The sequence below is a fragment of the Sphingomonas sp. SRI_018 genome, assembly GCF_057586275.1.
On sequence record NZ_JBYCZO010000002.1, the window covers coordinates 607,770 to 632,309 of the forward strand.

Genomic DNA, 24,540 nt, shown 5'->3' on the forward strand with positions numbered 1-24,540 from the left:
ATGGAAGGGGAGCCATTGAATGCTGTCGCGGATGCTGCTGCTTTCGGCTCTCGTTCTAACTCCCCAGGCCGCGCCTCAAGTCTCGAAACCCGCTTCGGCCGGCGACCAGCAGCCGGTGGAGACCTATCCGGTTCAACTGCGCTTCCTCACCAAGGACAAGCGCGCGCCGGTTCAATATGAAACGGCGGGCAACCTGATCCTCTTCAAGGCGAACGTCGCTGGCCGCGATGTGCTGGCCCTGCTCGACAATCGCGCCAGTCCGAGCCTGATCGATGCCGGTCTCGCGCAGGCGGCGGGACTGGCATTCGGCACCAAGACCAAGATGATCAGGACGGCGACCGGGGAGTTGCCCGCCAGGCTGGCATTGTCCGTGCCGGTCGCGATCCCGGGGCAGTTGACGATCCAGGGCCCGGCCGCCGCCGTCGATCTGGCGCCGCTCTCCAAGCTGGTCGGCCGCAAGATCGAATATGTTCTCGGCGCCGAGCATTTCAGGGAATTGTCGGTCAATGTTGATCCCGGCCGCCGTACCTTCCAGCTGGCGCCGAGCGGAGCGGCGAAACCGCCTGAAGCCTTCCCCATGGTCGCGCTTCGGGGCGACAGGCCGCAGATCGAGGTAACGGTCAACGGACAGACGCTGTTGCTGACTGTGGATATGGGCGCCAGCGACGGCCTCTCCCTTACGCCGGCCGCCTGGGCGCGGCTCGGGATCAAGGACGCGCAGCTCTCCGGGAAGCTTGTCGCCGGTGGTGAGGGCCAGCTCCATATGGTCGATTCGGCACGATTGCCCGAGGTCAGGATCGGACCGGTCGCGCAGAAGGACGTGCCGGCGACCATCAAGCCCTGGCCCGCGGAGTTCGGCGACGGCTTGCTCGGCATGGGGCTGCTCGGCAGGTTCTTCTTCGTCATGGACGTCAAGGCGGGCAAGCTCTGGCTCGTCCCGAGACTGTCGTCGGCCGTTACCAATTGATGGGCGGTCGGATCGGCCGATCCTCTACTCTCCGTATCCTAGTCCGCGCTGGTTCGCGGATAATGCGCGATCGCCGGGTCCGAACGGACCCACGACAGCCGCTCGCCGGTCCAGATCTCCTTCTCGGGCGGAAAGGCTTCGGGGTCGTCGAGGGTCGCGGTCGTCACGTCGAACAGGCCCGGTCGATTGGCGCGGCGATAGGTCAGCGTCGTGCCGCACCGCGCGCAGAAGCCCCATTCGACGCCGGGCGAAGTCTCGTGGATCGCGGTCGCGCCCGCGACGATCGCCAGCTTGTCCTCGGGAAAGATCACCCAGGCGAGCGTCGGCGCGCCCGCCATCCGGCGGCAGTCGCTGCAGTGGCAGTGCGAGGTGGCGCGCGGCTCCCCGACCGCCCGGTAGCGGACCGCGCCGCAGCGGCAGCCGCCTTCCGTGATCCGTTCCGTCATCCGCCGATCCACTTCCACACGCCCGCCGGCCAGCCGGTGAGGGGAATGTGCGCCCAGGTCGCCGCGAGCCACAGCGCGAGGCCGCCGAGCACCGGCACCACGCCGGCCGGGGTGAACCTCGTCCGCCCGGCGGCGATCGCGGCGAAGGGCCAATAGCTGGTCTTCGCCTCCCACGCGCGCCAGCGTTCCGGCTGCTGCGCTTCCTTCTTCCGGTCCTGCAGCGCCGCGCCGACCAGCGCGAGCACGGCGATCGCGCCCGCCAGCACGAGGTTCGAGGGGATAGGCATCACCAGCATGTGCGTCACGCCCCACAGCGCGAACGCCCACATCATCGGGTGGCGCGTCACGCTGAACACCCCGCGCGGCTCGGGCACGTCTGTCGGCGGCGGGGTGCCGGGCCGGGTCGGGAAAGCCGGGTTGCGCGCGAAAGAGCCGATCAGCAGCACGCTCGCGACGTACATGAGCACGGTGCCGACAATCCACAACCCGTCGCCGACCGGCCACAGCGGCGTCTCGGGCGGCATGGTCGCATAGGCCCAGCCGAGCCAGATCAGCGTCGCCCAGGCGGTGACGAGGTAGAGCCCGAAGAAACCACGCTCGCCCAGCGCCCGGGTGACCGGCGCGCGGAGCGGATGCGACAGCAGGAAATGCGATCCGACGAACGCGATCGCGGCGACGACGACCCAGCCGAGCGGTGACATGGCGGCCCTCCCCCTTGCTCGGGGAGAGAGTAGCGCATCATCGCCCGGCGTGCACCCTAAGCCTTAAGTCCGCGGCTGGCGTCCGGCCCGGTCGCCGCGCCCTCGGCCAGCTCGCTCTCGCCGGCCATGGCGTGGTCGACCTGCGGCTCGCCGAGCGAGTCGAGGTGCATCAGCCGGGTGATGAAGGGCGCCACGCCGAGCGCGATCACCCCGATGCCGATCGACCACCAGCCGATCTTGGCGTAGACGTCGAGCATTCCCTCGACCCCCGCGCCCTCGGCGCCGGTCGCCTGCGCGATCAGCCCGGCGAGGAAATTGCCGGCGGCCATCGCCAGAAACCAGCTGCCCATCATCAGCCCGGTCATCGACGGGATCGACAGCCGCGTCATCGACGACAGGCCGACCGGCGAGAAGCACAGCTCGGCCGCCGAGTGGAAGAAGAACAGCAGGATGACGTACATCGCCGGGGTCAGCCCGCCCCGTCCGGTGCCGGCGCCGACGATGACCGCGAAGAAGCCGACGCCGACCAGGATCAGGCCGATGCCGAACTTGAAGGCCGCGGTCGGCTCGAGGTTGCGCTTGTTGAGCCAGGTCCATAGCCCCGCGAACATCGGCGCGCACAGGATGATGAAGACCGAGTTGACCGACTGGAACAGCGACGCCGGCACCTCCCAGCCGAAATAGACGCGGTCGACCGAGCGATCGGTGAAGATGTTGAGCGACGATCCCTGCTGCTCGAACAAGGCCCAGAACAAGGGGCACAGCGCGATCAGGTAGAGCGCGGCGAACACGCGGTTGCGCTCGACCCGCGGCAGCGTCGCGACCGCGCGGTAGAGGACGTAGACGAAGGTGACGAGCGCGAACGCGACCAGCGCCCAGCCGACTGCGTTCTGATACTGGATCACCCAGCCGATCGCGAGCACGCCGAGTGCTGCCGCCAGATAGGTCGCCCATTCACGCGACAGGCCGGGGACGACCGGCGCCTTGAGCGCCTCGCGCGACGGCGGCTCGCCCGCGCCGTGCAGCTCGCGCTGGAACAGCACGAACACGACCAGGCCGAGGATCATGCCGATCCCGGCTGCGCCGAACCCCCACGACCAGCTGACGCGCTCGCCGAGATAGCCGACGACGATCGGGCCGAGGAACCCGCCCAGGTTGATCCCCATATAGAAGATCGAGAAGGCGGGATCGCGCCGCACGTCGTCGCGCGCGTAGAGCTGCCCCACCAGCACCGAGATGTTGCCCTTGAGGAAGCCGGTGCCGACGATGATCGCCGCGAGCGCCAGGTAGAAGCCGCCGAGATAGCCGCCCTGCATCCCCTGCGGCCCCTCGACCAGCGCGATCAGCAGATGGCCGAAGGCGATGAACGCGCCGCCGGCGAGCACCGCCTTGCGCGCGCCGAGATACTGGTCGGCGATCATCCCGCCGATGACGGGCGTGATGTAGACGAGCGCGGTATAGGCGCCGTAGATCGCATAGGACGGCTGGTCGCCGAGCAGGAAATGCTTGGTGAGGTAGAAGACCAGGATCGCGCGCATGCCGTAGTAGGAGAAACGCTCCCACATCTCGGCGAAGAACAGCATGTAGAGGCCGCGCGGATGGCCGAGGAAGGTCTTGGCATCGGCCGGAACGCCGCCCGAGACGGAAGGTGTGATCATGGAATGCGAGGGTCCCCAGGGCCGTCGATACGGCAAGTGATGATCGATCAGATTAGCGCGTAATCGGGCGCGGTGAAACATTGTTGCGATGTGGAGGGGCTGGTACGGGCACCGTCATGCTCAACGACCTCTCCTCCCCGCTCGCGCTGCTCACCACCCGCCGGTCGGGTAAGCCGCGCGACCTGGTCGGCCCCGGTCCAGACGACGCCCAGCTCGCCGCCATGCTGGAGATCGCCGCGCGCGTGCCCGATCACGGCAAGCTCGCGCCGTGGCGCTTCGTGATCGTGCCGGCCGAGGCGCGCGATGCCTTCGCGGCGAAGCTGGTCGCCGCCTATCGCGCCGAGCGGCCGGAGGCGGGGCGGCTGGAGATCGAGGCGATGGACGGCTTTGCCCGCCAGGCGCCGGCGCTGGTGGTGGTGTTGTCCGCGCCGAAGCCCGACAGCCACATCCCGCTGTGGGAGCAGGAGCTGTCGGCCGGCGCCGCCGGCATGAACCTGCTCCATGCCGCCACCGCGATGGGCTTCGCCGGCGGCTGGCTGACCGGCTGGGCGGCCTATTCGGATGCGGTGCGCGACCTGTTCGGCGCGGCGCCGGAACGGATCGCCGGTTTCGTCTTTATCGGCACGCCCTCCCGGCCGATCGAGGAGCGGCCGCGTCCGGAAATGAACAGCATTGTCCGGAAGTGGACAGGATGAGGGTGGACGTACCGCCGAATCGGTGTATTATGGCAGCATGACAGCGCTCGAGCACGAAGACGGTCCCGTATATCTCAAGCTCCGCGCCGCGATCGCGGCCGCGATCCTCAGGGGCGAGTATCGTGCCGGCGACCAGCTTCCCTCGGTCCGGGCCTTCGCCGCCGACCAGGGCGCCAACCCGCTGACCGTCGCCAAGGCATACCAGAGCTTCCAAGACGAGGGCTATGTCGAGGTGCGGCGCGGGGTCGGCATGTTCGTGCTGCCGGGCGCGGTCGACCGGCTGCGTGTTGCCGAGCGCGAGCGGTTCCTGACCGGGGTGTGGCCGCGGGTGCGTGGATATATCGCGCTGCTCGGGCTCGACGCGGCCGAGCTGCTGGAGAACGAGCCGGCTTGATCGCCGGTGGCGCGCTCGCCTAAGGTCCGAGCGCATTTCGAGGATTTCATGAAGGAACTTGCCATCCGCTGATCCGACGCGGCGTGAACCATGGGTTCCGCTGACCGTCGGCGTACGCGCGTTCTGCCCGAGCAGGCGGGATGCTCCGTTCACGCATAACAGCGGACCAACTTCCGTGAATATTTCCCGATTTGAGCAGCGCGTGCTCCACGCGCTGGCGCAGGGCGGGCGCATCGTCCACCGCCGCGACGACACCGGACGGATCGTCGAGGCGATCTGCTTCACGCGCGAGGGCTTCGTCCTCGCCGACTGCACCCTCGCCCTGTTCCGGCGCCTGAAGCGGCGCGGCCTGATCGCGAGCTTGGGCGGACAGCCCTACCGCATCAGCCGCCTGGGGCTGCAGGCGGTTAGGGCGCAGCTCGACAACAGGTAGCGCAAGCTCCTCCCCGGAACGGGGAGGGGGACCATGCGAAGCATGGTGGAGGGGGTTCTCCTTACTGGATCCGCTTGGGGCCGGGCCCCCTCCACCACGCCGCTGCGCGTCGCGGGCCCCCCTCCCGTTCCGGGGAGGATTTTAGTTGGCCGCGCCCATCTGCCACAGGATGAATGCCATCTCCTCGGCGGCTTCGCGCAGGCTTTCCCACCGCCCCGACTTGCCGCCGTGGCCGGCGCCCATGTTGGTCTTGAGCACCAGGACATTGTCGTCGGTCTTGGTCGCGCGCAGCTTCGCCGCCCATTTGGCCGGTTCCCAATAGGTCACACGTGGGTCGTTGAGCCCGCCCGAGATGTAGAGCGGCGGATAGGCCTGCGCCCGGACGTTGTCGTAGGGCGAATAGCTGCGGATGAGGTCGAAGGCCGCCTTGTCCTCGATCGGGTTGCCCCATTCTGGCCATTCCCCCGGCGTCAGCGGCAGGCTGGCGTCGAGCATGGTGTTGAGCACGTCGACGAACGGGACGTCGGCGACCACCGCGCCCCACAGCTCGGGATCGGAATTGACCACCGCTCCCATCAGCTCACCGCCCGCGGAACGGCCGGCGATGGCGATGCCGCCCTCGTGGGTGAAGCTGCGCTCGATCAGTCCCCTCGCCACGTCGACGAAGTCATTGAACGTGTTCTCCCGCTTCTCGAGCTTGCCGTCGTGATACCATTGCTGGCCGAGGTCGTCGCCGCCGCGGATATGGGCGATGGCGAAGGCCATGCCGCGATCGAGGAACGACATGCGGCTGGTCGAGAAGCCGGGCGGGATCGCATAGCCGTAGGCGCCATAGGCGTAGAGATAGAGCTTGCCCGATCCGTCGCGCGGGAAGCCCCTGGGATAGACGATGGAAACCGGCACCTCGGTGCCGTCACGGGCCGTGATCTTGAGCCGCTCGGTGGCATATTTCGACGGGTCGTAACCCGAGGGAATCTCCTGCACCTTGAGCGTGGTCAGGCTGCCGTCGGCGAGGTCGTAGTCATAGACGGTGCCGGGCGTCACCATCGATTCGTAACCCAGCCGGAGCTTGTCGATGCGATATTCCGGATTGTCGCCGACGCCGGCGACATAGCTCGCCTCCGGGAAGGCGATGCGGCGCTTGGGATGGCCGTCGTAATAATGGATCTCGACCTGATCGAGCCCGTCCTCGCGCCCCTCGATCACGAAGAAATCGGCGAAGGTGGTGACGCCGGTCATGTAGAAATGCGGCGAAGGCGCGATCAGCTCGGACCAGTTGCCGGGATCGGCGATCGGCGCCGTCACCAGCCGCCACATCGGATCGGTGTCGTTGGTGTGGATGTAGAGCGTGCCGTCATGCTCCTCGACGTCATATTCGCGGCCGGGCTTGCGCGGGGCGACCAGGATCGGCTCGGCGAAGGGATCATCGGCCGGAAGCAGGCGCACCTCGCTCGTCACATGGTCGCCGGTCGAGACGATCAGCCACTTGCGCGACTGCGTCTCGCCGACGCCGACGCGATAGCCCTCGTCGTACTCGTGATAGAGCTCGACGTCCTCGGCCGGGTCGCTGCCGAGCCGATGGTAGCGGGCGTTGTCGGTGCGCCACTGGTCGTTGGCGAGGCCGTAGAGGAAGCCCTTGTCGTCGCTGGTCCAGACGATGTCGGAGAGGATGCCGGGAATCTCGTCCGGCAGGTGCTCGCCGGTCTCGAGGTCCTTGACCTTGAGCAGGAAGCGCTCGGAGCCGTTGTCGTCATAGGCATAGGCGAGCCAGCGGCCGTTGTTGGAGACGGAGAAGCCGCCGAGCCGGAAATACTCCTTGCCCTTCGCCAGCGCCGGCTCGTCGAGGATGAGCTGGTTCTCGCCGCCGCCGACGGGTTTGCGCCACCAGCGGCGATATTCGCCGCCGGTCTCGAAATCGGTCCAGTAGAGCCAGTCGCCGTCCTTCTGCGGCACCGACGAATCGTCTTCCTTGATCCGCCCGCGCATCTCCGTGAACAGCGTGTCGGCGAGCGGCTTCAGCGGTGCCATCACCGCTTCGTAATAGTCGTTCTCCGCCTTGAGATAGGCGAGCACGTCGGGGTCGGTGACCTTGGGGTAGCCCGGATCGCGGAGCCAGGCCCAATCGTCGGAAAGCTCGGCGCCATGGTGAGTGGATGTGTGCGGGCGCCGTTCGGCGGCGGGCGGCTTGGGAAGGTTCGACATACGCCCCTCCATACCGTTCGGGCTGAGCTTGTCGAAGCCCTGTCCTTTCTTCTAACCCGGTCGGTAAGAAAGAATACGGCCTTCGATTCCGGCTCGCGCCGGGACAGGCAAGCCCAGAGCGAACGGAGGTTGGCGTGTCCACGCATCATGATCGTCTGACGGCGCTCCGCGAGCAGCTGCGGGCCCGCAGGCTCGACGGTTTCGTCGTGCCGCTCACCGACGAGCATATGTCCGAATATGTCGGTTCCTACGCGCGCCGGCTCGAGTGGCTGACCGGCTTCCAGGGCTCGGCCGGCACCGCGGTGGTGCTGCCGGAAAGCGCGGCGATCTTCACCGACGGGCGCTACACGCTGCAGGTTCGCCAGCAGGTCGACGGCAGCGATTGGCAGTTCGTGTCGGTGCCGGGCACCAGCGTCGCCGAGTGGCTGCGCGCCAACGCGGGCCAGGGCGCGCGGATCGGCTATGATCCGTGGCTGCATACCCGCGCCTGGGTCGAGGAGGCGCGAAAGGCGCTCGCCGGCCAGGGGGCGGAGCTGGTGGCGGTGGACACCAATCCGGTCGATGCGGTGTGGCCCGACAAGCCTGCACCTTCTGATGCGCGGCTTGTGGTGCAGGACGATGCGCTCGCCGGCAAATCCTCCGCCGCCAAGCGGGCGGAGGTCGCCGACTGGCTGACCGCGCAGGGCGCGGACGCCGCCGTGCTCTCGGCGCTCGATTCGATCGCCTGGACCTTCAATATGCGCGGCAGCGACGTCGCGCATACGCCGGTCGCGCTCGCCTATGCGCTGGTCAACGCCGACGGCACCGCCGACCTGTTCGTCGCGCCCGAGAAGATGACGGAGGAGGTCGCCCAGCATCTCGGCAACGCGGTGCGCGTCCACGACAGGCGGGAGTTCGCGCTGGCGCTGGGCCGCTTCGCCGGCAAGCGCGTCGTCGTCGATCCCGAGCGGTCGGTCGCGGCGGTGTTCGACGCGCTCGATGCTGGCGGCGCGACCGTGCTGGCGCTGCGCGATCCGACCGTTTTGCCGCGCGCGCAGAAGAACCCGGCCGAGGTCGCCGGCCACAAGGCGGCGCAGGCGCGCGACGGCGTGGTGATGGTCCGGTTCCTGAAGTGGATCGAGGCCGCGGCGCCCAAGGGCGGGCTCACCGAGATCGCCGCCTCCGACCATCTCCAGAAGCTGCGCGAGGAGGCCGGCGCGGTCGACCTCTCGTTCGACACCATCTCGGCGACCGGGGCGCATGGCGCCAGCCCGCACTACAAGGCCGATGCCGAATCGAACGCGCCGATCGGGCCCGGCCAGCTCTACCTGATCGACTCGGGCGGCCAGTGGCGCGACGGCACCACCGACATCACCCGCGTCATCCCGATCGGGGAGCCGACGCTGGAGATGCGCGACCGTTTCACCCGCGTGCTCAAGGGCCATATCGCCATCGCCACCGCGGTGTTCCCGGAGGGGACCACCGGCGGCCAGCTCGATTCCTTCGCGCGGCGGCCGCTGTGGGAGGCAGGTCTCGACTTCGCTCATGGCACCGGCCACGGCGTCGGCGCTTATCTGTCGGTCCATGAGGGGCCGCAGCGCATCGCCAAGCCCAACTATCCGGGCGGCGGCCCGGCCGAGCCGCTGCGGCCGGGCATGATCCTCTCGAACGAGCCCGGCTATTACAAGGCGGGCGAATACGGCATCCGCATCGAGAACCTGATCCTGGTGGTGGAGCGCGACGTGCCCGGCGGCGACGCGCCGATGCTGGCGTTCGAGACTCTCACCTTCGCGCCGATCGAGCGCGCGCTGATCGAGCCGCGGCTGTTGAGCGATGGCGAGCGGCAGTGGCTCAACGCCTATCATGCCGAGGTGCTGGACCTGCTCGGCCCCGACCTCGACGCCGAGCACCGCCGCTGGCTGCTCGCCAAATGCGCGCCGATTTAGGGGGTGGGTCGGGATTTGAGGGGATGAGGTCATCTCCTCTTCATTCACCGTCACCCCGGACTTGTTCCGGGGTCCACCGGGAGGCAAGGACCGGGGCAAGAGGTTTGAGTGCAGACCGCGGGGCTCGGTGGACCCCGGAACAAGTCCGGGGTGACGGTTGGGACGGGATTAGGGAAGACCCGCAATCCCGAACGTCTATCCGTCCTGATCCTCGCGGCGCGGTGACGTTGGTGGCGAAGGCGGCGGCAGCGACTCGGCCGCAGCTTCGCGTACCTGGGCCTTGCGGCGGCGCAGGTTGGCGCGCAGCGCTTCGGCGAGGCGGGCTTTTCTGGCGTCGGGCGTTTCCATGGGGATGCGATAGGCGCGCAGCTATCACCTTGACAATCGGCGCCTCCTCGTCTCTTAGCGCGCTTCCCCTCCGGGCGAGTGCTGCCGTAGCTCAGTGGTAGAGCGCATCCTTGGTAAGGCTGAGGTCGTGAGTTCAATCCTCACCGGCAGCACCATTTCTCCCCTTTTTCGCTGAACCTGCCCCTGTGGGGCCCCAGCTACGACCATAAAATTCGTGATCGGCGCATGAGGATGCGTTATGGTAGCGCTAACGTGCTGGCGTTTCTTGCGCGTTCGTGTATAAAATATTACCAATCATATAATGCCGCGGGAGGGTGCATGGACAGGGAGTGGAAGGTCGGTGTGGCCCGGGTGGGCGCTCTCTCGTTGTCCGGTTGTCGGCCGATTGCCTTGGGGCTGCCAAATGACCGATGACGTGGGGCACGTTGCCGGATTTCCCGGGGACGGGCCGGTCCTGCGGGTGGTGATGCCGCCCGCATCGGGCGGCGGCGGTCGAGCAGGAGCTTCCACGATGGCATCCCCAGCCAAATTCCACAAATATACCGAGGGAGCGCTTTCGAGCCACGATCAGGTCGCGCGAGCCCTGGGCGGCGAGATCATCGCCGGCGTCTATCCCCCCGGATCCAAGATCCCGGGGGAGAGCGAGATCCTCAGCCGCTTCGGTATCTCCCGTACCGTGCTGCGCGAGGTGCTGAAGACGCTGACCGCCAAGGGATTGATCGTCTCGAAGACGCGGGTCGGCACCACCGTACTCGATTCGTCGCACTGGAACTTTTTCGATGCCGACGTGCTGTCGTGGAAGGTGGCGCGCGGGTTCGACGCGGACTTCCGCCGCGACCTGACCGAGGTGCGCCTCGCGCTCGAGCCGGCGGCGGCCGCGGTGGCGGCGGAGCGGCGCTCGGCCGAGGACATCGCCGAGCTCCACCGCTGCGTCGAGGCGATGCGGCTCGCCACCGGCAGCGCCCGCGAGTTCGCCGAAGCCGACCTCGATTTCCACCGCGCGGTCGGCCGCGCTTCGGGCAACGTGCTGATGCGGTCGATGTCGGCGGTGGTCGAGACCGCGCTGGTCGCGTCATTCACGCTCAGCTCGCCGGTCCGCGAGGAGAGCGAACATGAGGTCAGCGTCCGCGGCCACAAGCGCATCGCCGACGCGATCGAGGCGGGTGACGGCGCCACCGCCGCCGAAGCGATGCGCGCGATGATCAACCACGGCGTCGAACGCATCGCCAGAACCGAATCCGGAGCAAGGAAATAGGATGAGTCGAGACGACAACGGCCCCCGCAAGCTGAGATCGCGCGCGTGGTTCGACAATCCGCATAATCCCGACATGACCGCGCTCTATCTGGAGCGCTACCTCAACTACGGCCTGACGCTGGAGGAGCTGCAGTCGGACAAGCCGATCATCGGCATCGCGCAGACCGGCAGCGACCTTTCTCCCTGTAACCGCCACCACATCGTGCTCGCCGAGCGCGTGCGCGAGGGCATCCGCGAGGCGGGCGGCATCGCGCTCGAATTCCCGGTCCATCCGATCCAGGAGACGGGCAAGCGGCCGACCGCAGGGCTCGATCGCAACCTTGCCTATCTGGGGCTGGTCGAGACCTTGTACGGCTATCCGCTCGACGGCGTGGTGCTGACGATCGGCTGCGACAAGACCACGCCGGCCTGCCTGATGGCGGCGGCGACCGTCGACATCCCGGCGATCGCGCTGTCGGTCGGGCCGATGCTCAACGGCTGGCATCGCGGCGAGCGGACCGGCTCCGGCACGATCGTGTGGAAGGCGCGGCAGATGCTCGCCGCGGGCGAGATCGACTACAAGCAGTTCATCGAGCTGGTCGCGAGCTCGGCGCCGTCGACCGGCTATTGCAACACCATGGGCACCGCGACGACGATGAACTCGCTCGCCGAGGCGCTGGGGATGCAGCTTCCCGGATCGGCGGCGATCCCGGCGCCCTATCGCGAGCGCCAGCAGGTCGCCTACCGCACCGGCAAGCGCGCGGTCGAGATGGTGCGCGAGAACCTGCGCCCGTCCGACATCCTGACGCGCGACGCCTTCCTCAACGCGATCGTGGTCAACACCGCCATCGGGGGCTCGACCAACGCGCCGATCCATCTCGCCGCGATCGCGCGCCATGCCGGGGTCGAGCTGTCGATCGAGGATTGGGAGAAGGCGGGGTACGACGTGCCGCTGCTCGTCAACCTCCAGCCGGCCGGCGAATATCTGGGCGAGGACTATCACCATGCCGGCGGCGTGCCGGCGGTGGTCGGCGAGCTGATGCGCCAGGGGCTGATCCGCGAGGAAGCGCTGACCGTCAACGGCCGCTCAATCGGCGACAATTGCCGGGATGCGAAGATCGAGCTGCCGGAGGTGATCCGCAGCTTCGACCAGCCTCTCAAGGATGCCGCCGGCTTCAAGGTGATGACCGGCAACCTGTTCGACAGCGCGATCATGAAGACCAGCGTGATCTCGCCCGAGTTCCGTGCGCGCTTCCTCAGCAATCCCGACGATCCCGAGGCGTTCGAGGGCCGCGCGATCGTGTTCGACGGGCCCGAGGACTATCACCACCGCATCGACGACGAGAGCCTGGGCGTCACCGATACCGACATCCTCGTCATCCGCGGCGCCGGCCCGATCGGCTATCCGGGCGCAGCCGAGGTCGTGAACATGCGGCCGCCCGACTATCTGATCCGGCAGGGCGTGCACGAGCTGCCGTGCCTTGGCGACGGGCGCCAGTCGGGCACCAGCGGATCACCGTCGATCCTCAACGCGAGCCCCGAGGCGGCTGCGGGGGGCAACCTGGCGCTGGTGCGGACCTATGATCGCCTCCGCATCGACGTCGGCCGCGGGCGTGTCGACCTGCTGATCGGCGACGAGGAGCTCGCCGAGCGGCGGCGCGAGCTGGACGCGAAGGGCGGCTTCGCCTTCCCGGCCTCGCAGACGCCGTGGCAGGCGCTGCAGCGCGAGGTGGTGGGTCAGATGGGCAGCGGCGCGATCCTGGAGGGCGCCGAGCGGTTCCAGCGGATCGACGAGACCTTCGGCGTGCCGCGCGACAGCCATTAGGGATCACTGTCCCTCTCCCATTGGGAGAGGGAAGGAGCCGCCGGAGGCGGCGGGAGGGTGAGGGTGACTGCGGCGAGCGATGGTCGCCCTCACCCTCCCACTCGGCTTCGCCGAGCGGGCCCCTCCCTCTCCCAAAGGGAGAGGGGTTTAGGATTACGAGGATACATAAGATGATCGACCGCCGCACCCTTCTCGGCACCGCTGCCGCCGGCGCCGGCGCGCTGGTGGTGCCCGGCTCGGCGCGGGCGATGGCGGACCCGATCGCGCCCTATCGCACGCCGTACAAATATCCCAAGCTGGTCCTCGCCGGATCGGGCGTGAAGGGTGCCTTCGACGAGAAGGCGGTCGATTGCCCGTTCGTCTTTTCCGCCAACGGCAAATTCTACCTGACCCATGTCGGCTTCGACGGCACCGGATACCAGACCGGCATCTGCGAGTCCGACGATCTAGTGAACTGGCGCCGCCTGGGCGTGATCATGGCGCGCGATCCCAGCGATCCGATCACGCGCTACAACATCGCCTGCGCCTCGATCCTGCGCGAGAACGATCTGATGTCGCCGGCGCGGCTGATCAAGGTCAATGGCCGCTACCTGGCGGCGTGGCACGCCTATCCCAACGCCGGCTATGAAGAAGGCGCGGCGGTGATCGGGCTCGCGTGGAGCGACGACTTCATCCACTGGGAGCGCGGGCCGGTGATCCTGCGCGCCGAGGACGGCGCGGAGTGGGAGAAGGGCGGGCTCTACAAGCCCTATCTCATCAAGGAAGGCGATACCTTCTACCTGTTCTACAACGCCAAGACGACCGGCACGCCGTGGCACGAGCAGACCGGACTCGCGACGTCGAAGGACCTCAAGACCTGGACGCGGCACCCGGGCAATCCTCTGATCCCCAACGGCGCGCCGGGGAAGCCCGATTCGCGGTTCGCCAGCGATCCGGTGGTAGTGAGGCATCGCGGCCAGTGGGCGATGTTCTACTTCGGGCTGGCGCAGGACGGATTCGCGCGCGACCTGCTCGCGATCGGCGACAACCTCACCGATTTCAGGAAGGTCGACGAGGTGCTGGTCGATGTCGGCCCGCCGGGATCGATCGACGAGAAATTCGCGCACAAGCCGGCGGTGATCTGGCACGACGGCGCGCTCTATCACTTCTACTGTGCGGTCAGCGGGAAGTGGCCCAACGACACGCGCGGGCTGGCGGTGGCGCGGTCGAAGCCCTGGTGAGGATTGAAGCTCCTCCCCGGCACAGGGAGGGGGACCAAGACGCGTAGCGGCTTGGTGGAGGGGGCTCTCGGCGCCGGAATCCGCTGCGGCGGGCCCCCTCCACCACCGACCTTCGGTCGGCGGTCCCCCTCCCCGTGCCGGGGAGGAGCTTTGTCAGCCTAGCGGATAGCGTTCCGCCTGGAGCAGTCTCACCGGCCCCAGCAGGCCGGATTCGAGCAGCGGTGCCTTCGCATCGTAATGCCGCCACGTCGCGAAGGTCACGCGCTTGCCGGCCGGCTTGGGGCGGCCCTGGCGATACCAGTCGGGCAGCGCGGCGATGCCGCCGGTCGAGCCGGCGTTGGTGACGGTGTATTCGTACTCCGCCGGGAAATGCTCGTCGCCGATCAGGCGGTTGGGCCAGAGGTTGGTGACGGCGACCTCCAGCGCGTTCGCGCCCGCGCGCACCGCGTCGGTGACGTCGATGCGGAACGGCGGCTTCCACAGCTTGCCGAGGTCGCGGCCGTTGACGCGGACGGCGGCGATTACCTCGACCCGGCCGAGATCGAGGAACAGGCGGCGGTTGCGGCCGAGCGCGCTCGCGGGAACGTCGAAGCGCGTGCGCCAAGTGGCGGTGCCGGAGAAGTGCCGGACGCCGAAGTCGTCGTGACGGTGGAGCGACGCCAGCCGGTCGAGCGTGATCGACGGCGGCGCGCCGAGATCAGGCGGGAAGCTCACCTGCCAGGGACCGGCGAGCGTCATTGCCGGTGCGAGGCCGCGCGCCGCGATGCTGCGTCCGCCGAGCGCGTAGCTGCCGTTCTGCCAGACCAGCAGGCCGTCGGCGGCGACCTCGATCGGCGGCGGGCCGTCCGAAGCCGGCGGCCCGCCGGCGGCGAGCCGGGCGATGTCGGCAGCGCCGAGCGGGCGGAGATGGAGATCGAGAGCGGCGACGTCGCCTTCGAAATGGCGCGGGTGGGCAACGCTGAGGCCGAGCGCCGCGTGGACGCGCGCGGCCGAGCGCGCGCCGGTCGCCACCGGCTTGCCGTCGAGGAAGATGGCGGGACGGCCGTCGTCGTAGGTCACGGCTAGATGGGTCCAGCCGGCGATCGGCACGGGCGCCGCGAGCGCCGGCCGATAGCTTGCCCCGCCATTCTCGTAGAGGATCACGCCGTTGCGGCCGGCTGAGACGGCGAGCGTGGCGTGGCCGGCGCCATAGGCAACATCGCCCGCGGGCGGGTCGATCAGGAAGCTGGCGCCGCTCGTCCCCAGCCGCTCCATGCCGCCGCCGGTGCGGGCGAGCGCGGTCTTGCGCGCGGCGGCGATCTCGGGCGCCTCGCTGGTCGAGGCGATCGCCGGATCGATCGGCCACAGGTCGGTCTCGGGCTTGATCCAGGCGGTGACGGTGAAGCTGTCGACCGCGTTGGGCGCAGTCGCCGATGGATAGGGATTGGTCTGGAGCACGGGGCCGGCTGGGCCCGCGAGCAACGACATCGACGAGCCGGCTGGCTCACGGAAGATGACGAAGCAGGAGCCCGCCTCATCGAGGCGCAGCGCGACGCGGGTGCGGCCGTTCGTCTGTTCGTAGACCGGCAGCGGGCTGGTCGCGCCCGTCATCGGGTCCCAGCGCTCAGGGCGGCGGCCGGCGACGCGGAAGGTGCAGACCAGGTCCTCGGCCCGGCGGCGGCCGTTGGCGACGAAATAGACGTCGGCGCCGTCGGCGTGGCGGTGGATCCAGTTGACGAACGGATCGGGCGAGCGCGCGCCGATCTCGACGTCGGGCGGGCAGCCGGCGGCGTCGAGCACGTCGCGCAGCGGCACGCCCCAGAACACGCGCCCCTTGCCGACAGTGCGCGAGGTGCGGGTGCGGCCGTCGAGGTCGCCCCACAGCTCGGCGGCGAGGCGGCGGACCTCGACGTCGCTGTCGGGATAGCCGGCGAGGCCATGGGAATGTTCGACGCGCGGGCCGACCAGCCACATGCCGGCGCGGACGAACTCGGCGAGCTTCGCCAGCAGCTCGCGGGTGATGCGGCGGTCCTCGGGCATCACCAGCACGCGATAGCTCGTACCCTCGGGGAGCAGGATGCGGCCGTCCTCGATGCGGACGCGCTTCATCAGCACCTCGGCGTCGGCGACGTCATAGTCGTGACCGGCGGGGACCGGCAGCGGCAGCTGCGGCCGCGCGCCGGAGAGGGTGGCGGCGATCGGCTCCTCGACGTGCGTCGGCACCTGGACCGGCGAGTTCTCGCCGCTGAAATAGAGGATGTCGGCGGCGAAATGGCCCTGGCGCAGCATGTGCTGGCAGCGGGCGGCGTAGGTCAGCCAGGGGCCGGCGTCCTCGAACCAGGTGTTGGTGCGGTCGAAGTGGAAGCCCCAGGGGCCCATCGTCATGCCGGGCCTCGCGGTCGGGTGCGGCTGCTGGGCGTAGCGGTGGAAGACGAAGTGGTTGAGGCCGAGCGTATACATCTCGTCGCCCAGCGCCTTCATCGCGTAAGGGTGTTCGAGCCAGCGCGACTGGGCCGGGCGGCCGGTGAAGCTCTCCGCGCCGACGAAGGTCTTGCCGTGGACGTGGGCGGTGGTGGCGGCGACCTTGACCGAATAGGCGGCGGCACCGCCGCGCACCCAGAATTCGCCCATCAGCGCGTCGACCCTGGCGCCGGCCTGCTGGTCGTCGAACGGGCCGTTGCCGTAGGGCTCGGTGTAGGAAACGAGGCCGTGCTGCCGGCAGAGCTCGTGGAAGCGGCCGTAGTAGCGGTCCTCCATCAGCGTGGCGTGGACACAGCGCACGTCCCAGAGGAAGCGTTCCGAGCGCTCGGCGTCGCCGACGATGCGGCCGGTGAGGGCGGGCATCCAGGGCGTGATGGCGTAGCCGCGGCGGGCCTGGAACTCGGGCGGCAGGTCCGCGGTCCAGTTCTGCATTCCCGTCTCGTAGCTGTCGATGATCGCGCCGGCGAGGTCGCGCTTGCCGAGGCGTTCGAGGGCGGGGAGGACCTCGGCGAAATATCTGTCGAAGTGGAAGTCGAGCGCGGCGGCGCTGAACTTGTCGCACTCTAGCCCGCCACCGTCCGCCGAGGCGGAGACGTTGCGCGCGCCGGTGGCGGTGTGGCCGAAGCGGAGGATGGTCCAGCTGCCCGGCGGCGCCTGCCAGCGGAGACGGCCGTCGGCGTCCATGTGGCGGCTGATGTCGATCACCGATCTGGGATCGATCGCGGGGCCGGAGTCGGTGCCGGGCGCTTCGCCCTGGTTGGCGTCGCGGCCCCAGCCGGCCTTGGTCCCGACATCGGCGATGCGCGGGTCGGCGGAGAGCGAGAGCTCGGCGACCTGCATCGGCGTGGGGAAGGAGACGCGGAAGAAGCGGGCGGCGGTGGTCGCCAGGCTGGCGACGATCGGCGGGACGGTGTGGAGGCGCCAGTTGGGTACCGCCGCCTCGCCGATGGAGCGATAGCTGCGGCCGTCGTCGGAGGCCTCGATGCGGATCATCGCCTGCTGCGCGAAATTGGCGCTGCCGTCGGCGGTGGCGCGGATGACGAGCGTGCGGGCGCGGTAGGGGGCGGCGAACTCGAGCACGAGCTGGGACGGCGTGTCGCCGGGCTTCACGTCGAGCGCGGTCGTGGCGTCGCCATCGGTGAGGACGCGGACCTCCGCCGCCTGGCCGTCGAGCGTGGCGCGGGCGATCTGGCCGCGCGCCTCCGTCCGGTCGCCGGGAAGTGACGGAAAGGCGACCACTATCGCGTCGCGATAATGGTCGAGGCGGGTGAAGGGCCTCGGCAGGGTGCGGTCCACCGTACCGCCCGTGACGGTCGCCTCGCTCCAGACGAGCTGCTGCATCGACAGCGCGGGCGTGATCCAGGGGCCGCCGCTCGACGACCAGCCGGGGCAATTGTGGAGGGTGAAGGACAGGCCGAGCCGGCCGCATTCGTCGGCGGCGTGGCGGACGAGCTTGATCCACTCCGGGCTCAGGGTGCGTGCGGGGCCGGCAGGGATGCCGCAGCCGACGTCGAACATCTGCACCCCGCCGACGCCGACGCGCGCCAGCGCCTCGAGGTCGCGGGTGATGCCGTCGGCGGTGACGTTGCCGTTCATCCAGTGCCACCAGGTGTGCGGCCTGGCATCGGGCGGCGGCGCGCGGAAGGCGTCGCGGAGCGGGTCGCCGCCCTCGGCCGGCGCCGGCACCGGCCAGTTCAGCGCGACCGCGAAGCTGCCGGCCGCGGCGCCTGCGAGGAAGGTGCGGCGTTCCATCAGTCTCTCCCTATCAACCCTGAGTTTTGACGAGCCTGACGGCCAAGTAAGGCTTGTCCGGCAGCCGGATGATCGGCCGCGCCGGATCGTGAAGCTCATAGTCGCCGCGCGGCGACATGCGGAAGACGCCGTCGACCGGCGTGATCGTCATGGCCCAGGTGTCGATGATGTCCGCCCTGAGCGCGATGGGGTCCTTGCCGCGATCGGGCGGCGTGTTCCCGTGACCGGTGCCCGTACCGCTCGGCAGCACGACCGGCCATTCGCGCGGCGTGTCCTTTCCGAAGTAGCGAAGGTAATATTCATAGGGCTTGCCGGCGACGTGATGGTTCCACCACGCCTGGATCGGCTCGAAGCCCGGCGTGGGGCCCTCCTCCATGATCCTGCGCAGGAAGGCGAGGCGCGGCGCGCTGGTGCCGGTCAGCCTACCGCCCTGGCCCAGCCAGGAGAAGCGGGCGTCGCGGTTCGGCTCCCACGTCTCGCTGTGCCCGACATAGGTGCCACCGACGAGCCCGTACCAGAAGCGCTCAACCAACTCCTCCGCCTTCAGCCAGCCCCAGGGCTCGTTGAAATTGCCTTCGTACGCGACCTCGTCGAAGATCACCGGCTTGAGCGCGAAATCGCGATGGAGCGCGGCGCGCAGGTCGTCGAGCACGGCGCTGTTGTTCTGGATGCTGGCGTGGGTGATCCACGGGCGCCGGGCGTCGTAATAGACGTCGAACTGGTGGATCGAGCGCAGGCGGTCATGCGGGTCCGCCGCCTGCAGCAGCTGGAACAGATGATCCCAGTCCGCCGTCGTCTTGGTCGGCACGAGGTCATATTCGTTCGCCATCGACCACCAGACGTTGCGGAAGGCGCCGAAGCGCGCGGCGACGTAGCGGATGTAGCGCTCGTCGTCGGCGCGCCGCATGTCCGAATAGCCGCGCTTCGGATCATAGGGGTGGTAGAGGATGACGTCCGCCTCGATGCCGATCTCGCCGAGGCGGCGGATGCGATCCTCGAAGCGGCGGAAATAGGCCGGGTCGAAGCGCGCCGGGTCCCAGTCCTTGAGGCCGGCGCCGGTACGGACGAACGGGTCGGTCGCGACCGCCGGCACGTTCGGGAATACGCACATCCGCATCTTGTTGAACGGCGACGCGTTGAGCGTTGCCAGCGTCTCGGCGCATTTCGCGTCCGACTGGAGCGCCCAGGAATAGGAGGTCGTCCCGATCTGGCGGAACGGCGTGCCGTCGGCATAGGCGAAGTGATAGCCGTCCGGCGTCACGCGCACCGGGCCGCGATTGCCCTTGCTCGGTGCGGTCGCCTCGAAGCTGCCGCTGCGGCCGTGCAGCGCTGCCACGTTGCTGTCCGTCGTCCAGCGCCATCGGCCCTGCTCGGGTGGGCTGAAGCGGATGCGATAGACACCGTCGCCGTCGTAGAAGCCGGGCACGCGGAGGCGCTTGCCCGGGCCCTCGAGAATGGCGGCGATGCGCACGTCGTCGAAGGGATTGCCCGTGGCCGGGCCTTCGAACGACGCCTCCCATATCCCCCAGCGCTCGACCTCGGCCGGCATCTCCGCCGCCCGGGCCAGCGTCGCCGCACCGCAGGCGACGGATCCGACCAGCACTTCGCGGCGGCTTACGGGCAAGAAACTCTCCCTCTTCGTCCGGTCGAGGCGGGAACGGCGCCCGCCTCGCCGCGCGGATCAGGTCAGAAGTTCAACCGCACGCCCGCATAATAGCGGCGGCCGATCGGGTCCCAGATCGCGTTTGCGTTCGATGCTGGCGGGCCGGCGTAGATCGACGGCGGCTGGACATCGAAGAGGTTGTTCACGCCGACGTAGAACTCGAACCGGTCGATGCCCTTAAAGCGTAGCTGCGCGTCGGTGTAGATCTTTGAATCGATGGTGAAATACTTCTTGTCGGGCAGCGATCCGTCGGCCAGCCGGAAGGTCGTCTGGTAGTTCTCGTAATCGAACATCTGCGGTCCGACATAGTCGTTGCTGACGGTGAAGCCGAAATCGTCATTGTCCCACGACAGGCTGACGTTGGCGGTATCGCGCGGTGAGCCGATCTCGCCCATCGTATTGTCGTAAGGGTCGCCGGTCAGCGCGTTGAAGCCGTTCTTGAGCAGATGGGTCCAGCTTCCGGTGAGGCTCGCCTTGCCGCCCAGGACGTCGTGGCTGTAGCTCAGGGTGAAATCCAGGCCGCGCGTGAACGAGCCGCCGCTGTTGACCAGGCCGCGGACGATCTGCTCGACCGATCCGACGCTGAACGCGCCCGACGCCTGCGACCGCCGGGTGACGAACTGGCAGAAGTCGGCCAGGCCGTCGCGATAGCATTTGTTGAGCACGGTCGCCGCCGACAGGCGGTTGATCGCGCCTTCCAGCTTGATGTCGAAATAGTCGGCGGTGAGCGTCAGGTTGCGCAGCGCATCGATCGACCGCGGATTGACGACGACGCCGAGCGTCAGCGTCTTGCCCGTTTCCTCGCGGATGTCCGGGTTGCTCGCGGTGATGCCGCCGACGCCCTGCGTGTCGGAGAAGGTCAGCGTGAACGACCCGTTCTGCCGGATATTGGCGAGCACGCCCGGATCGGCGCGGCAGTTCTCGGCGGTCGAGCCGGTCTGGGTCAGCGTCACGCCCTGGCACGGATCGGTGATGGTGATGATGCCTGCCGCCGACGCCGCGAACAGCTCGCCGATGTTCGGCGCGCGCACCGCGAGCGCATAGACGCCGCGGAAGCGGATGTCCGGGATCGGCGACCATTCGGCGCCGACGTTCCAGGCGTAGAAGGTGCCGACGGTCGAATAGTCGGACATCCGGCCCGCGCCGCGCAGCGTCAGATTGTCGAAGAACGGCGTGTCCGACAGGATGGGCACGACGATCTCGCCGTAGAGTTCCTTGACGTTGAAGCTGCCATGGGTGTCGAGCAGCTGGACATAGCCGTTGCGCGCCGCGTTGGTCAGGGGATCGAAGTCCTCCTTGCTCGATTCCCGGCGATATTCGGCACCCACCGACACCTGCACCGGGCCGGCCGGCAGCTTGAACAGCGAGCCGGTGAGGTTGACCGCGGCGACCTGCATCTCCTGCTTGGATTCGCGGCTCATCTCGGTGCGCAGATAGTCGACCGCGGCCTGCGAGATCTTGCTCGTCCCGTCGGGGTTGAGGCCGTAGACGTCGATCGGCACGCAGCCCTGCGCCCGCGCGTTGGCGTTGACGCAGATCGCCTCGGTCGTGTTGCCGTCGCGGTCATAGTCGAAGGCGTCGGGGATGACCTGCAGCGCCTCGGCCAGGCGGTAGAGATCGGCGAGGCCGGTCATCCGCTGGTTCTGCTTGGTGAAGCCGTACTGATAATAGGCGTCGAGGTTCCAGCTGCCGCCGAGGTCGACCTTCGCGCCGCCGGCGACGCGGAAATTGTCGCGTTCGGTCGGTGTGCTGCGCGTTCCCGGCGGGAACATGGTGGTGCGGATCAGGAAGCTCATGTCCTTGGAATTGATCGCATCATTGTTGTTGCGATTGTCCGCCGCGGCGAACACCGCGGCCGGGACCAGCGGGTTGTTGAGGATCACCGCCTGACCGGTGTTGGGATTGAGCACGCTGAACTGGATCGGATAATAGCCGCCCGTCCCGGTGAACGCGCCCAATGCGCTGTCGGTACGCATCGGCGACGCCTCGCGGCGCCCGTTGGTGCGATAGTTCACATAGGTCGATTCGAAGAACACGTTGACGTGGTCGGTCACGTCGTAGTTGAGCCGCGACGCGAGCGTGATCTGCTTCGATGGCGAAGCGATCTGACCGTATGGCGCTGCGTTGAAGCCGTCGAGCGCGACATTGTAGCCGCGGAAGGTGCCGTCGGGCAGGATGATGCGGTTGCCGGAGCCACCGAAGTTGAAGATACCGCCCGGCCCGACGTTCGACGGGGCATAGAGTCGCGTGAACAGGTTCTGCGCGGCGGTCAGGTTGGCATCGTTGTTGCCGCCCACGCGCTGCGAGTTGCCGAGGCTGGCGAAGGATGTGGCGGTCCGCTCGCGATCGGCATTGTCGACCGCGCCTTCCTGGTTCCAGCCGGCATAGACCATCAGGTTGCCGCGGTCGCCGGCGAAGTTCTGGCCGAACGTCGCGTTGGCCGCGAACCGCCAGTCGTCGCCGTGCTCGGAAATGCCGGACTGGACGTTGAGGCGCAGCCCCTCGAACTTCTTCTTGTAGATGAAGTTGACGACGCCCGCGATGGCGTCCGACCCGTACACGGCCGAGGCGCCGCCGGTCAGCACGTCGACGCGCTCGATGAACGGCGCCGGGATCATCGACAGGTCGACCTGCGCGGTGCCGGGGATGCCGGCGACCGTGCGGCGGCCGTCGATCAGCACCAGCGTGCGGTCCGACCCCAGGTTGCGCAGGTTGACGGTCGCCAGGCCCGGATTGGTGTCGTTGCCGCCGGTGACGCGGCTCTGGCTCGGGACGCCGACCGCCGGGATCTGCTGGAGCACGTCCTGGACGTTGGTCGCGCCGGCGTTCTCGATCAGCTGGGCCGTCACCGCCTGCAGCGGCGAGGGTGAGGTGAGCGACGGGCTGGCGATGCGCGAGCCGGTGACGATGATGTCGCTGGCAGGCACCTGATCGCCGGCCGGTTCGGCCTGGGCCGGCTCCGCTGCCGGCGCGGTCTGGGCGTGGGCGATGCCGGCAAGGCAAAGCGCCGATACGGCGGCGCCGCTCGCGAGCAGGGTGCGCAAGGGCGCACGAGCACGGCCGAATGTCTTCATGGATTGAGACTCCCCTCTCCTTGGCCGTGCCCGACTGGATGCGGTGCTTGCGGCCTGACCTCCCTGCCGCTGCCGGCCGATCCGGGGTCCCCGGTCGTCCGATCTGCGGCCAGGCAGTTATATGGTATGCTGGTATAATGAGCAACAGAAATCTTATCTTATTATTATAAGATATATAAGGAAATTGAACGAAACCATTGCATAGCGGCGACTCTTTAGATCATCATACCAGTGAGATTGGCGAATCGAACGCCGGACGAGGGAGAGGGGATGAGAAAGCGGCATCTGGTCGTCGCGATCCTGGCCGCGCTGTCGGTCATCACCTTCCTCGACCGGATGGTGATCGCGGTGACCGGCCCGGCGATCCAGCGCGACCTGGCGATCGATCCGGTGTCATGGGGCTGGGTGCTGAGCGCCTATGCGCTCGCCTATTCGGCGTTCGAAATCCCCTCCGGCGCGCTCGGCGATCATCGCGGCTATCGTCGCGAGCTCACCCGGATCACTCTGTGGTGGTCGTTCTTCACGTTGGTCACCGCCTTTTGCCGCAACGTCTGGCAGATCGCCGGCGCGCGCTTCCTGTTCGGGGCGGGGGCGGCGGGCGCCTATCCCAACATCGCCGGCATCCTCTACCGCTGGCTGCCGGCGCGCGAGCGGGCGCGGGGACAGGGCGTGATCTGGTCGGCGAGCCGGCTCGGCGGCGCGCTGGCGCCGCTGCTGCTGGTGCCGCTGATGGAGCTGGCCGGCTGGCGCACGGTGTTCGTGGTGATGGGGCTGGTCGGCTTCGTCTGGGTCGCGGCGTTCCGCCTGTGGTTCCGCGACCGGCCCGCCGACATGCCGGGGATCACGCCCGCCGAGCTGGCGGAGATCGGCGCGGATCGCGGCGGCCTGCATGACGGCACGCCGTGGCGGCAGCTGTTCGCATTGCCGCAGCTCTGGCTGATCGCCCTCGCCTATTTCTTCTACTGCTTCGGCGTATGGTTCTTCTTCAGCTGGTTCCCGACCTGGCTGATCAAGGCGCGCGGCTTCTCGACCGCCGAGATGGGGTTCTACGCCGCCATCCCCTTCATCCTCGGCGTGGTCAGCAACCTCATCGGCGGCGTGCTGTGCGACTGGCTGGAGGTGCGGCTGGGCATCCGGGTCGGCTATCGGCTGATCGCCTCGCTGTGCCTGCTGACCACCGCGGTGCTGCTCTACGCGATGACGCATGTCCATGATGCGACCGCCGTGGTCGTGCTGGCCGGCGCGAGCTTCGCCGTCATGGACCTGATGCTGCCGAGCGCCTGGGCGATGTGCATGACGATCGGCGGACGGCACGGCGGCACCGCGACGGCGGTGATGAACACGCTGGGCAACTTCGGCGGCTTCGTCTGCGCGGTCGCGTTCGGCTATCTGGTCGAGGGCACCGGGGACTATGACCTGCCGGTGCGGGGCGTCGCGGCGATGGTGCTGGTCGCGGCCGGGTTGTTCGCGCTGATCGACTGCACGCGCGGTTTCGCCGAGCGTCCGGCGCCGTCGGCGGTCCCGCAATCGACTTGATCGCTGG

At 68.4% G+C, this 24,540-nt stretch carries 16 protein-coding genes and 1 tRNA gene; 10 read left to right on the top strand and 7 right to left on the bottom strand.

The window, feature by feature from the left end; translation table 11 throughout:
* Nucleotides 1-19 precede the first annotated feature (19 nt).
* The gene (locus tag AC2YHA_RS14930) at nt 20-967 is read left to right on the top strand and encodes an aspartyl protease family protein (RefSeq protein WP_487402222.1); all 948 of its coding nucleotides are present in this window, start codon (nt 20-22) and stop codon (nt 965-967) included.
* A 38-nt stretch (nt 968-1,005) separates the two neighbouring features.
* On the opposite strand, the gene AC2YHA_RS14935 is transcribed toward AC2YHA_RS14930, so the two are convergent.
* The 3 genes from AC2YHA_RS14935 to AC2YHA_RS14945 are packed head-to-tail and all read right to left on the bottom strand — an operon-like array spanning nt 1,006 to nt 3,772.
* Complete coding sequence (locus AC2YHA_RS14935; RefSeq protein WP_487402223.1) at nt 1,006-1,413, bottom strand: GFA family protein; 408 nt, start codon at nt 1,411-1,413, stop codon at nt 1,006-1,008.
* Complete coding sequence (locus AC2YHA_RS14940; RefSeq protein ID WP_487402224.1) at nt 1,410-2,114, bottom strand: NnrU family protein; 705 nt, start codon at nt 2,112-2,114, stop codon at nt 1,410-1,412. Before AC2YHA_RS14940 ends, AC2YHA_RS14935 begins: the two co-directional genes overlap by 4 nt.
* 56 nt (nt 2,115-2,170) lie before the next feature.
* Nucleotides 2,171-3,772, bottom strand: coding sequence for a peptide MFS transporter (locus AC2YHA_RS14945; protein ID WP_487402225.1), 1,602 nt, complete (start codon nt 3,770-3,772; stop codon nt 2,171-2,173).
* Between the two features lie 116 nt (nt 3,773-3,888).
* On the opposite strand from AC2YHA_RS14945, the gene AC2YHA_RS14950 reads away from it, so the two are divergent.
* The 3 genes from AC2YHA_RS14950 to AC2YHA_RS14960 all read left to right on the top strand — a co-directional run bounded on the left by AC2YHA_RS14950 (nt 3,889) and on the right by AC2YHA_RS14960 (nt 5,294).
* On the top strand, nt 3,889-4,467 hold the full coding sequence (locus AC2YHA_RS14950) for a nitroreductase family protein (RefSeq protein ID WP_487402226.1): 579 nt from the start codon (nt 3,889-3,891) through the stop codon (nt 4,465-4,467).
* A 37-nt stretch (nt 4,468-4,504) separates the two neighbouring features.
* Entirely contained in the window at nt 4,505-4,861 is a 357-nt protein-coding gene (locus tag AC2YHA_RS14955) for a GntR family transcriptional regulator (protein WP_233784232.1), read from the top strand.
* Nucleotides 4,862-5,036: 175 nt separating this feature from the next.
* A complete protein-coding gene (locus tag AC2YHA_RS14960) occupies nt 5,037-5,294 on the top strand; it encodes a YjhX family toxin (protein ID WP_487402227.1) in 258 nt (85 codons plus the stop codon).
* Between the two features lie 141 nt (nt 5,295-5,435).
* Here the strand turns inward: AC2YHA_RS14960 and AC2YHA_RS14965 are convergent, their stop codons facing one another.
* Nucleotides 5,436-7,496 (bottom strand): S9 family peptidase, encoded by a 2,061-nt coding sequence (locus tag AC2YHA_RS14965; RefSeq protein ID WP_487402228.1) that lies wholly within the window; start codon nt 7,494-7,496, stop codon nt 5,436-5,438.
* Between the two features lie 134 nt (nt 7,497-7,630).
* Here AC2YHA_RS14965 and AC2YHA_RS14970 point away from each other — a divergent pair, with 134 nt between their 5' ends.
* From AC2YHA_RS14970 to AC2YHA_RS14990, 5 genes are all read left to right on the top strand, one after another.
* A complete protein-coding gene (locus AC2YHA_RS14970; protein ID WP_487402229.1) occupies nt 7,631-9,421 on the top strand; it encodes an aminopeptidase P family protein in 1,791 nt (596 codons plus the stop codon).
* Between the two features lie 428 nt (nt 9,422-9,849).
* Nucleotides 9,850-9,924, top strand: a tRNA-Thr gene (locus AC2YHA_RS14975).
* A gap of 356 nt (nt 9,925-10,280) precedes the next feature.
* The gene (locus AC2YHA_RS14980) at nt 10,281-11,024 is read left to right on the top strand and encodes a FadR/GntR family transcriptional regulator (RefSeq protein WP_233784228.1); all 744 of its coding nucleotides are present in this window, start codon (nt 10,281-10,283) and stop codon (nt 11,022-11,024) included.
* Between the two features lies 1 nt (nt 11,025).
* Nucleotides 11,026-12,828 (top strand): IlvD/Edd family dehydratase, encoded by a 1,803-nt coding sequence (locus AC2YHA_RS14985; protein ID WP_487402230.1) that lies wholly within the window; start codon nt 11,026-11,028, stop codon nt 12,826-12,828.
* Between the two features lie 170 nt (nt 12,829-12,998).
* Nucleotides 12,999-14,048 (top strand): glycoside hydrolase family protein, encoded by a 1,050-nt coding sequence (locus tag AC2YHA_RS14990; protein ID WP_487402231.1) that lies wholly within the window; start codon nt 12,999-13,001, stop codon nt 14,046-14,048.
* Nucleotides 14,049-14,201: 153 nt separating this feature from the next.
* Here AC2YHA_RS14990 and AC2YHA_RS14995 read toward each other — a convergent pair whose 3' ends face one another.
* The 3 genes from AC2YHA_RS14995 to AC2YHA_RS15005 form a co-directional block, all read right to left on the bottom strand.
* Entirely contained in the window at nt 14,202-18,260 is a 4,059-nt protein-coding gene (locus tag AC2YHA_RS14995) for a glycosyl hydrolase (RefSeq protein WP_487402232.1), read from the bottom strand.
* Nucleotides 18,261-18,273: 13 nt separating this feature from the next.
* Nucleotides 18,274-19,884 carry a DUF5060 domain-containing protein gene (locus AC2YHA_RS15000; RefSeq protein WP_487402233.1) on the bottom strand — a complete coding sequence of 537 codons (1,611 nt, stop codon included), beginning with the start codon at nt 19,882-19,884 and terminating at the stop codon, nt 18,274-18,276.
* A 62-nt stretch (nt 19,885-19,946) separates the two neighbouring features.
* Entirely contained in the window at nt 19,947-22,997 is a 3,051-nt protein-coding gene (locus tag AC2YHA_RS15005) for a TonB-dependent receptor plug domain-containing protein (RefSeq protein ID WP_487402234.1), read from the bottom strand.
* A gap of 270 nt (nt 22,998-23,267) precedes the next feature.
* Between AC2YHA_RS15005 and AC2YHA_RS15010 the strand changes: the two genes are divergently transcribed.
* Nucleotides 23,268-24,533, top strand: coding sequence for an MFS transporter (locus AC2YHA_RS15010; protein ID WP_487402235.1), 1,266 nt, complete (start codon nt 23,268-23,270; stop codon nt 24,531-24,533).
* Nucleotides 24,534-24,540 lie beyond the last annotated feature (7 nt).

Coding starts and splice junctions, on each gene's coding strand:
- AC2YHA_RS14935 (WP_487402223.1), bottom strand. CDS start 1,413: ATGACGGAACGGATCACGGAAGGCGGCTGCCGCTGCGGCGCGGTCCGC.
- AC2YHA_RS14940 (WP_487402224.1), bottom strand. CDS start 2,114: ATGTCACCGCTCGGCTGGGTCGTCGTCGCCGCGATCGCGTTCGTCGGA.
- AC2YHA_RS14995 (WP_487402232.1), bottom strand. CDS start 18,260: ATGGAACGCCGCACCTTCCTCGCAGGCGCCGCGGCCGGCAGCTTCGCG.
- AC2YHA_RS14985 (WP_487402230.1), top strand. CDS start 11,026: ATGAGTCGAGACGACAACGGCCCCCGCAAGCTGAGATCGCGCGCGTGG.
- AC2YHA_RS14930 (WP_487402222.1), top strand. CDS start 20: ATGCTGTCGCGGATGCTGCTGCTTTCGGCTCTCGTTCTAACTCCCCAG.
- AC2YHA_RS14955 (WP_233784232.1), top strand. CDS start 4,505: ATGACAGCGCTCGAGCACGAAGACGGTCCCGTATATCTCAAGCTCCGC.
- AC2YHA_RS14945 (WP_487402225.1), bottom strand. CDS start 3,772: ATGATCACACCTTCCGTCTCGGGCGGCGTTCCGGCCGATGCCAAGACC.
- AC2YHA_RS14980 (WP_233784228.1), top strand. CDS start 10,281: ATGGCATCCCCAGCCAAATTCCACAAATATACCGAGGGAGCGCTTTCG.
- AC2YHA_RS15005 (WP_487402234.1), bottom strand. CDS start 22,997: ATGAAGACATTCGGCCGTGCTCGTGCGCCCTTGCGCACCCTGCTCGCG.
- AC2YHA_RS15010 (WP_487402235.1), top strand. CDS start 23,268: ATGAGAAAGCGGCATCTGGTCGTCGCGATCCTGGCCGCGCTGTCGGTC.
- AC2YHA_RS14965 (WP_487402228.1), bottom strand. CDS start 7,496: ATGTCGAACCTTCCCAAGCCGCCCGCCGCCGAACGGCGCCCGCACACA.
- AC2YHA_RS14950 (WP_487402226.1), top strand. CDS start 3,889: ATGCTCAACGACCTCTCCTCCCCGCTCGCGCTGCTCACCACCCGCCGG.
- AC2YHA_RS14990 (WP_487402231.1), top strand. CDS start 12,999: ATGATCGACCGCCGCACCCTTCTCGGCACCGCTGCCGCCGGCGCCGGC.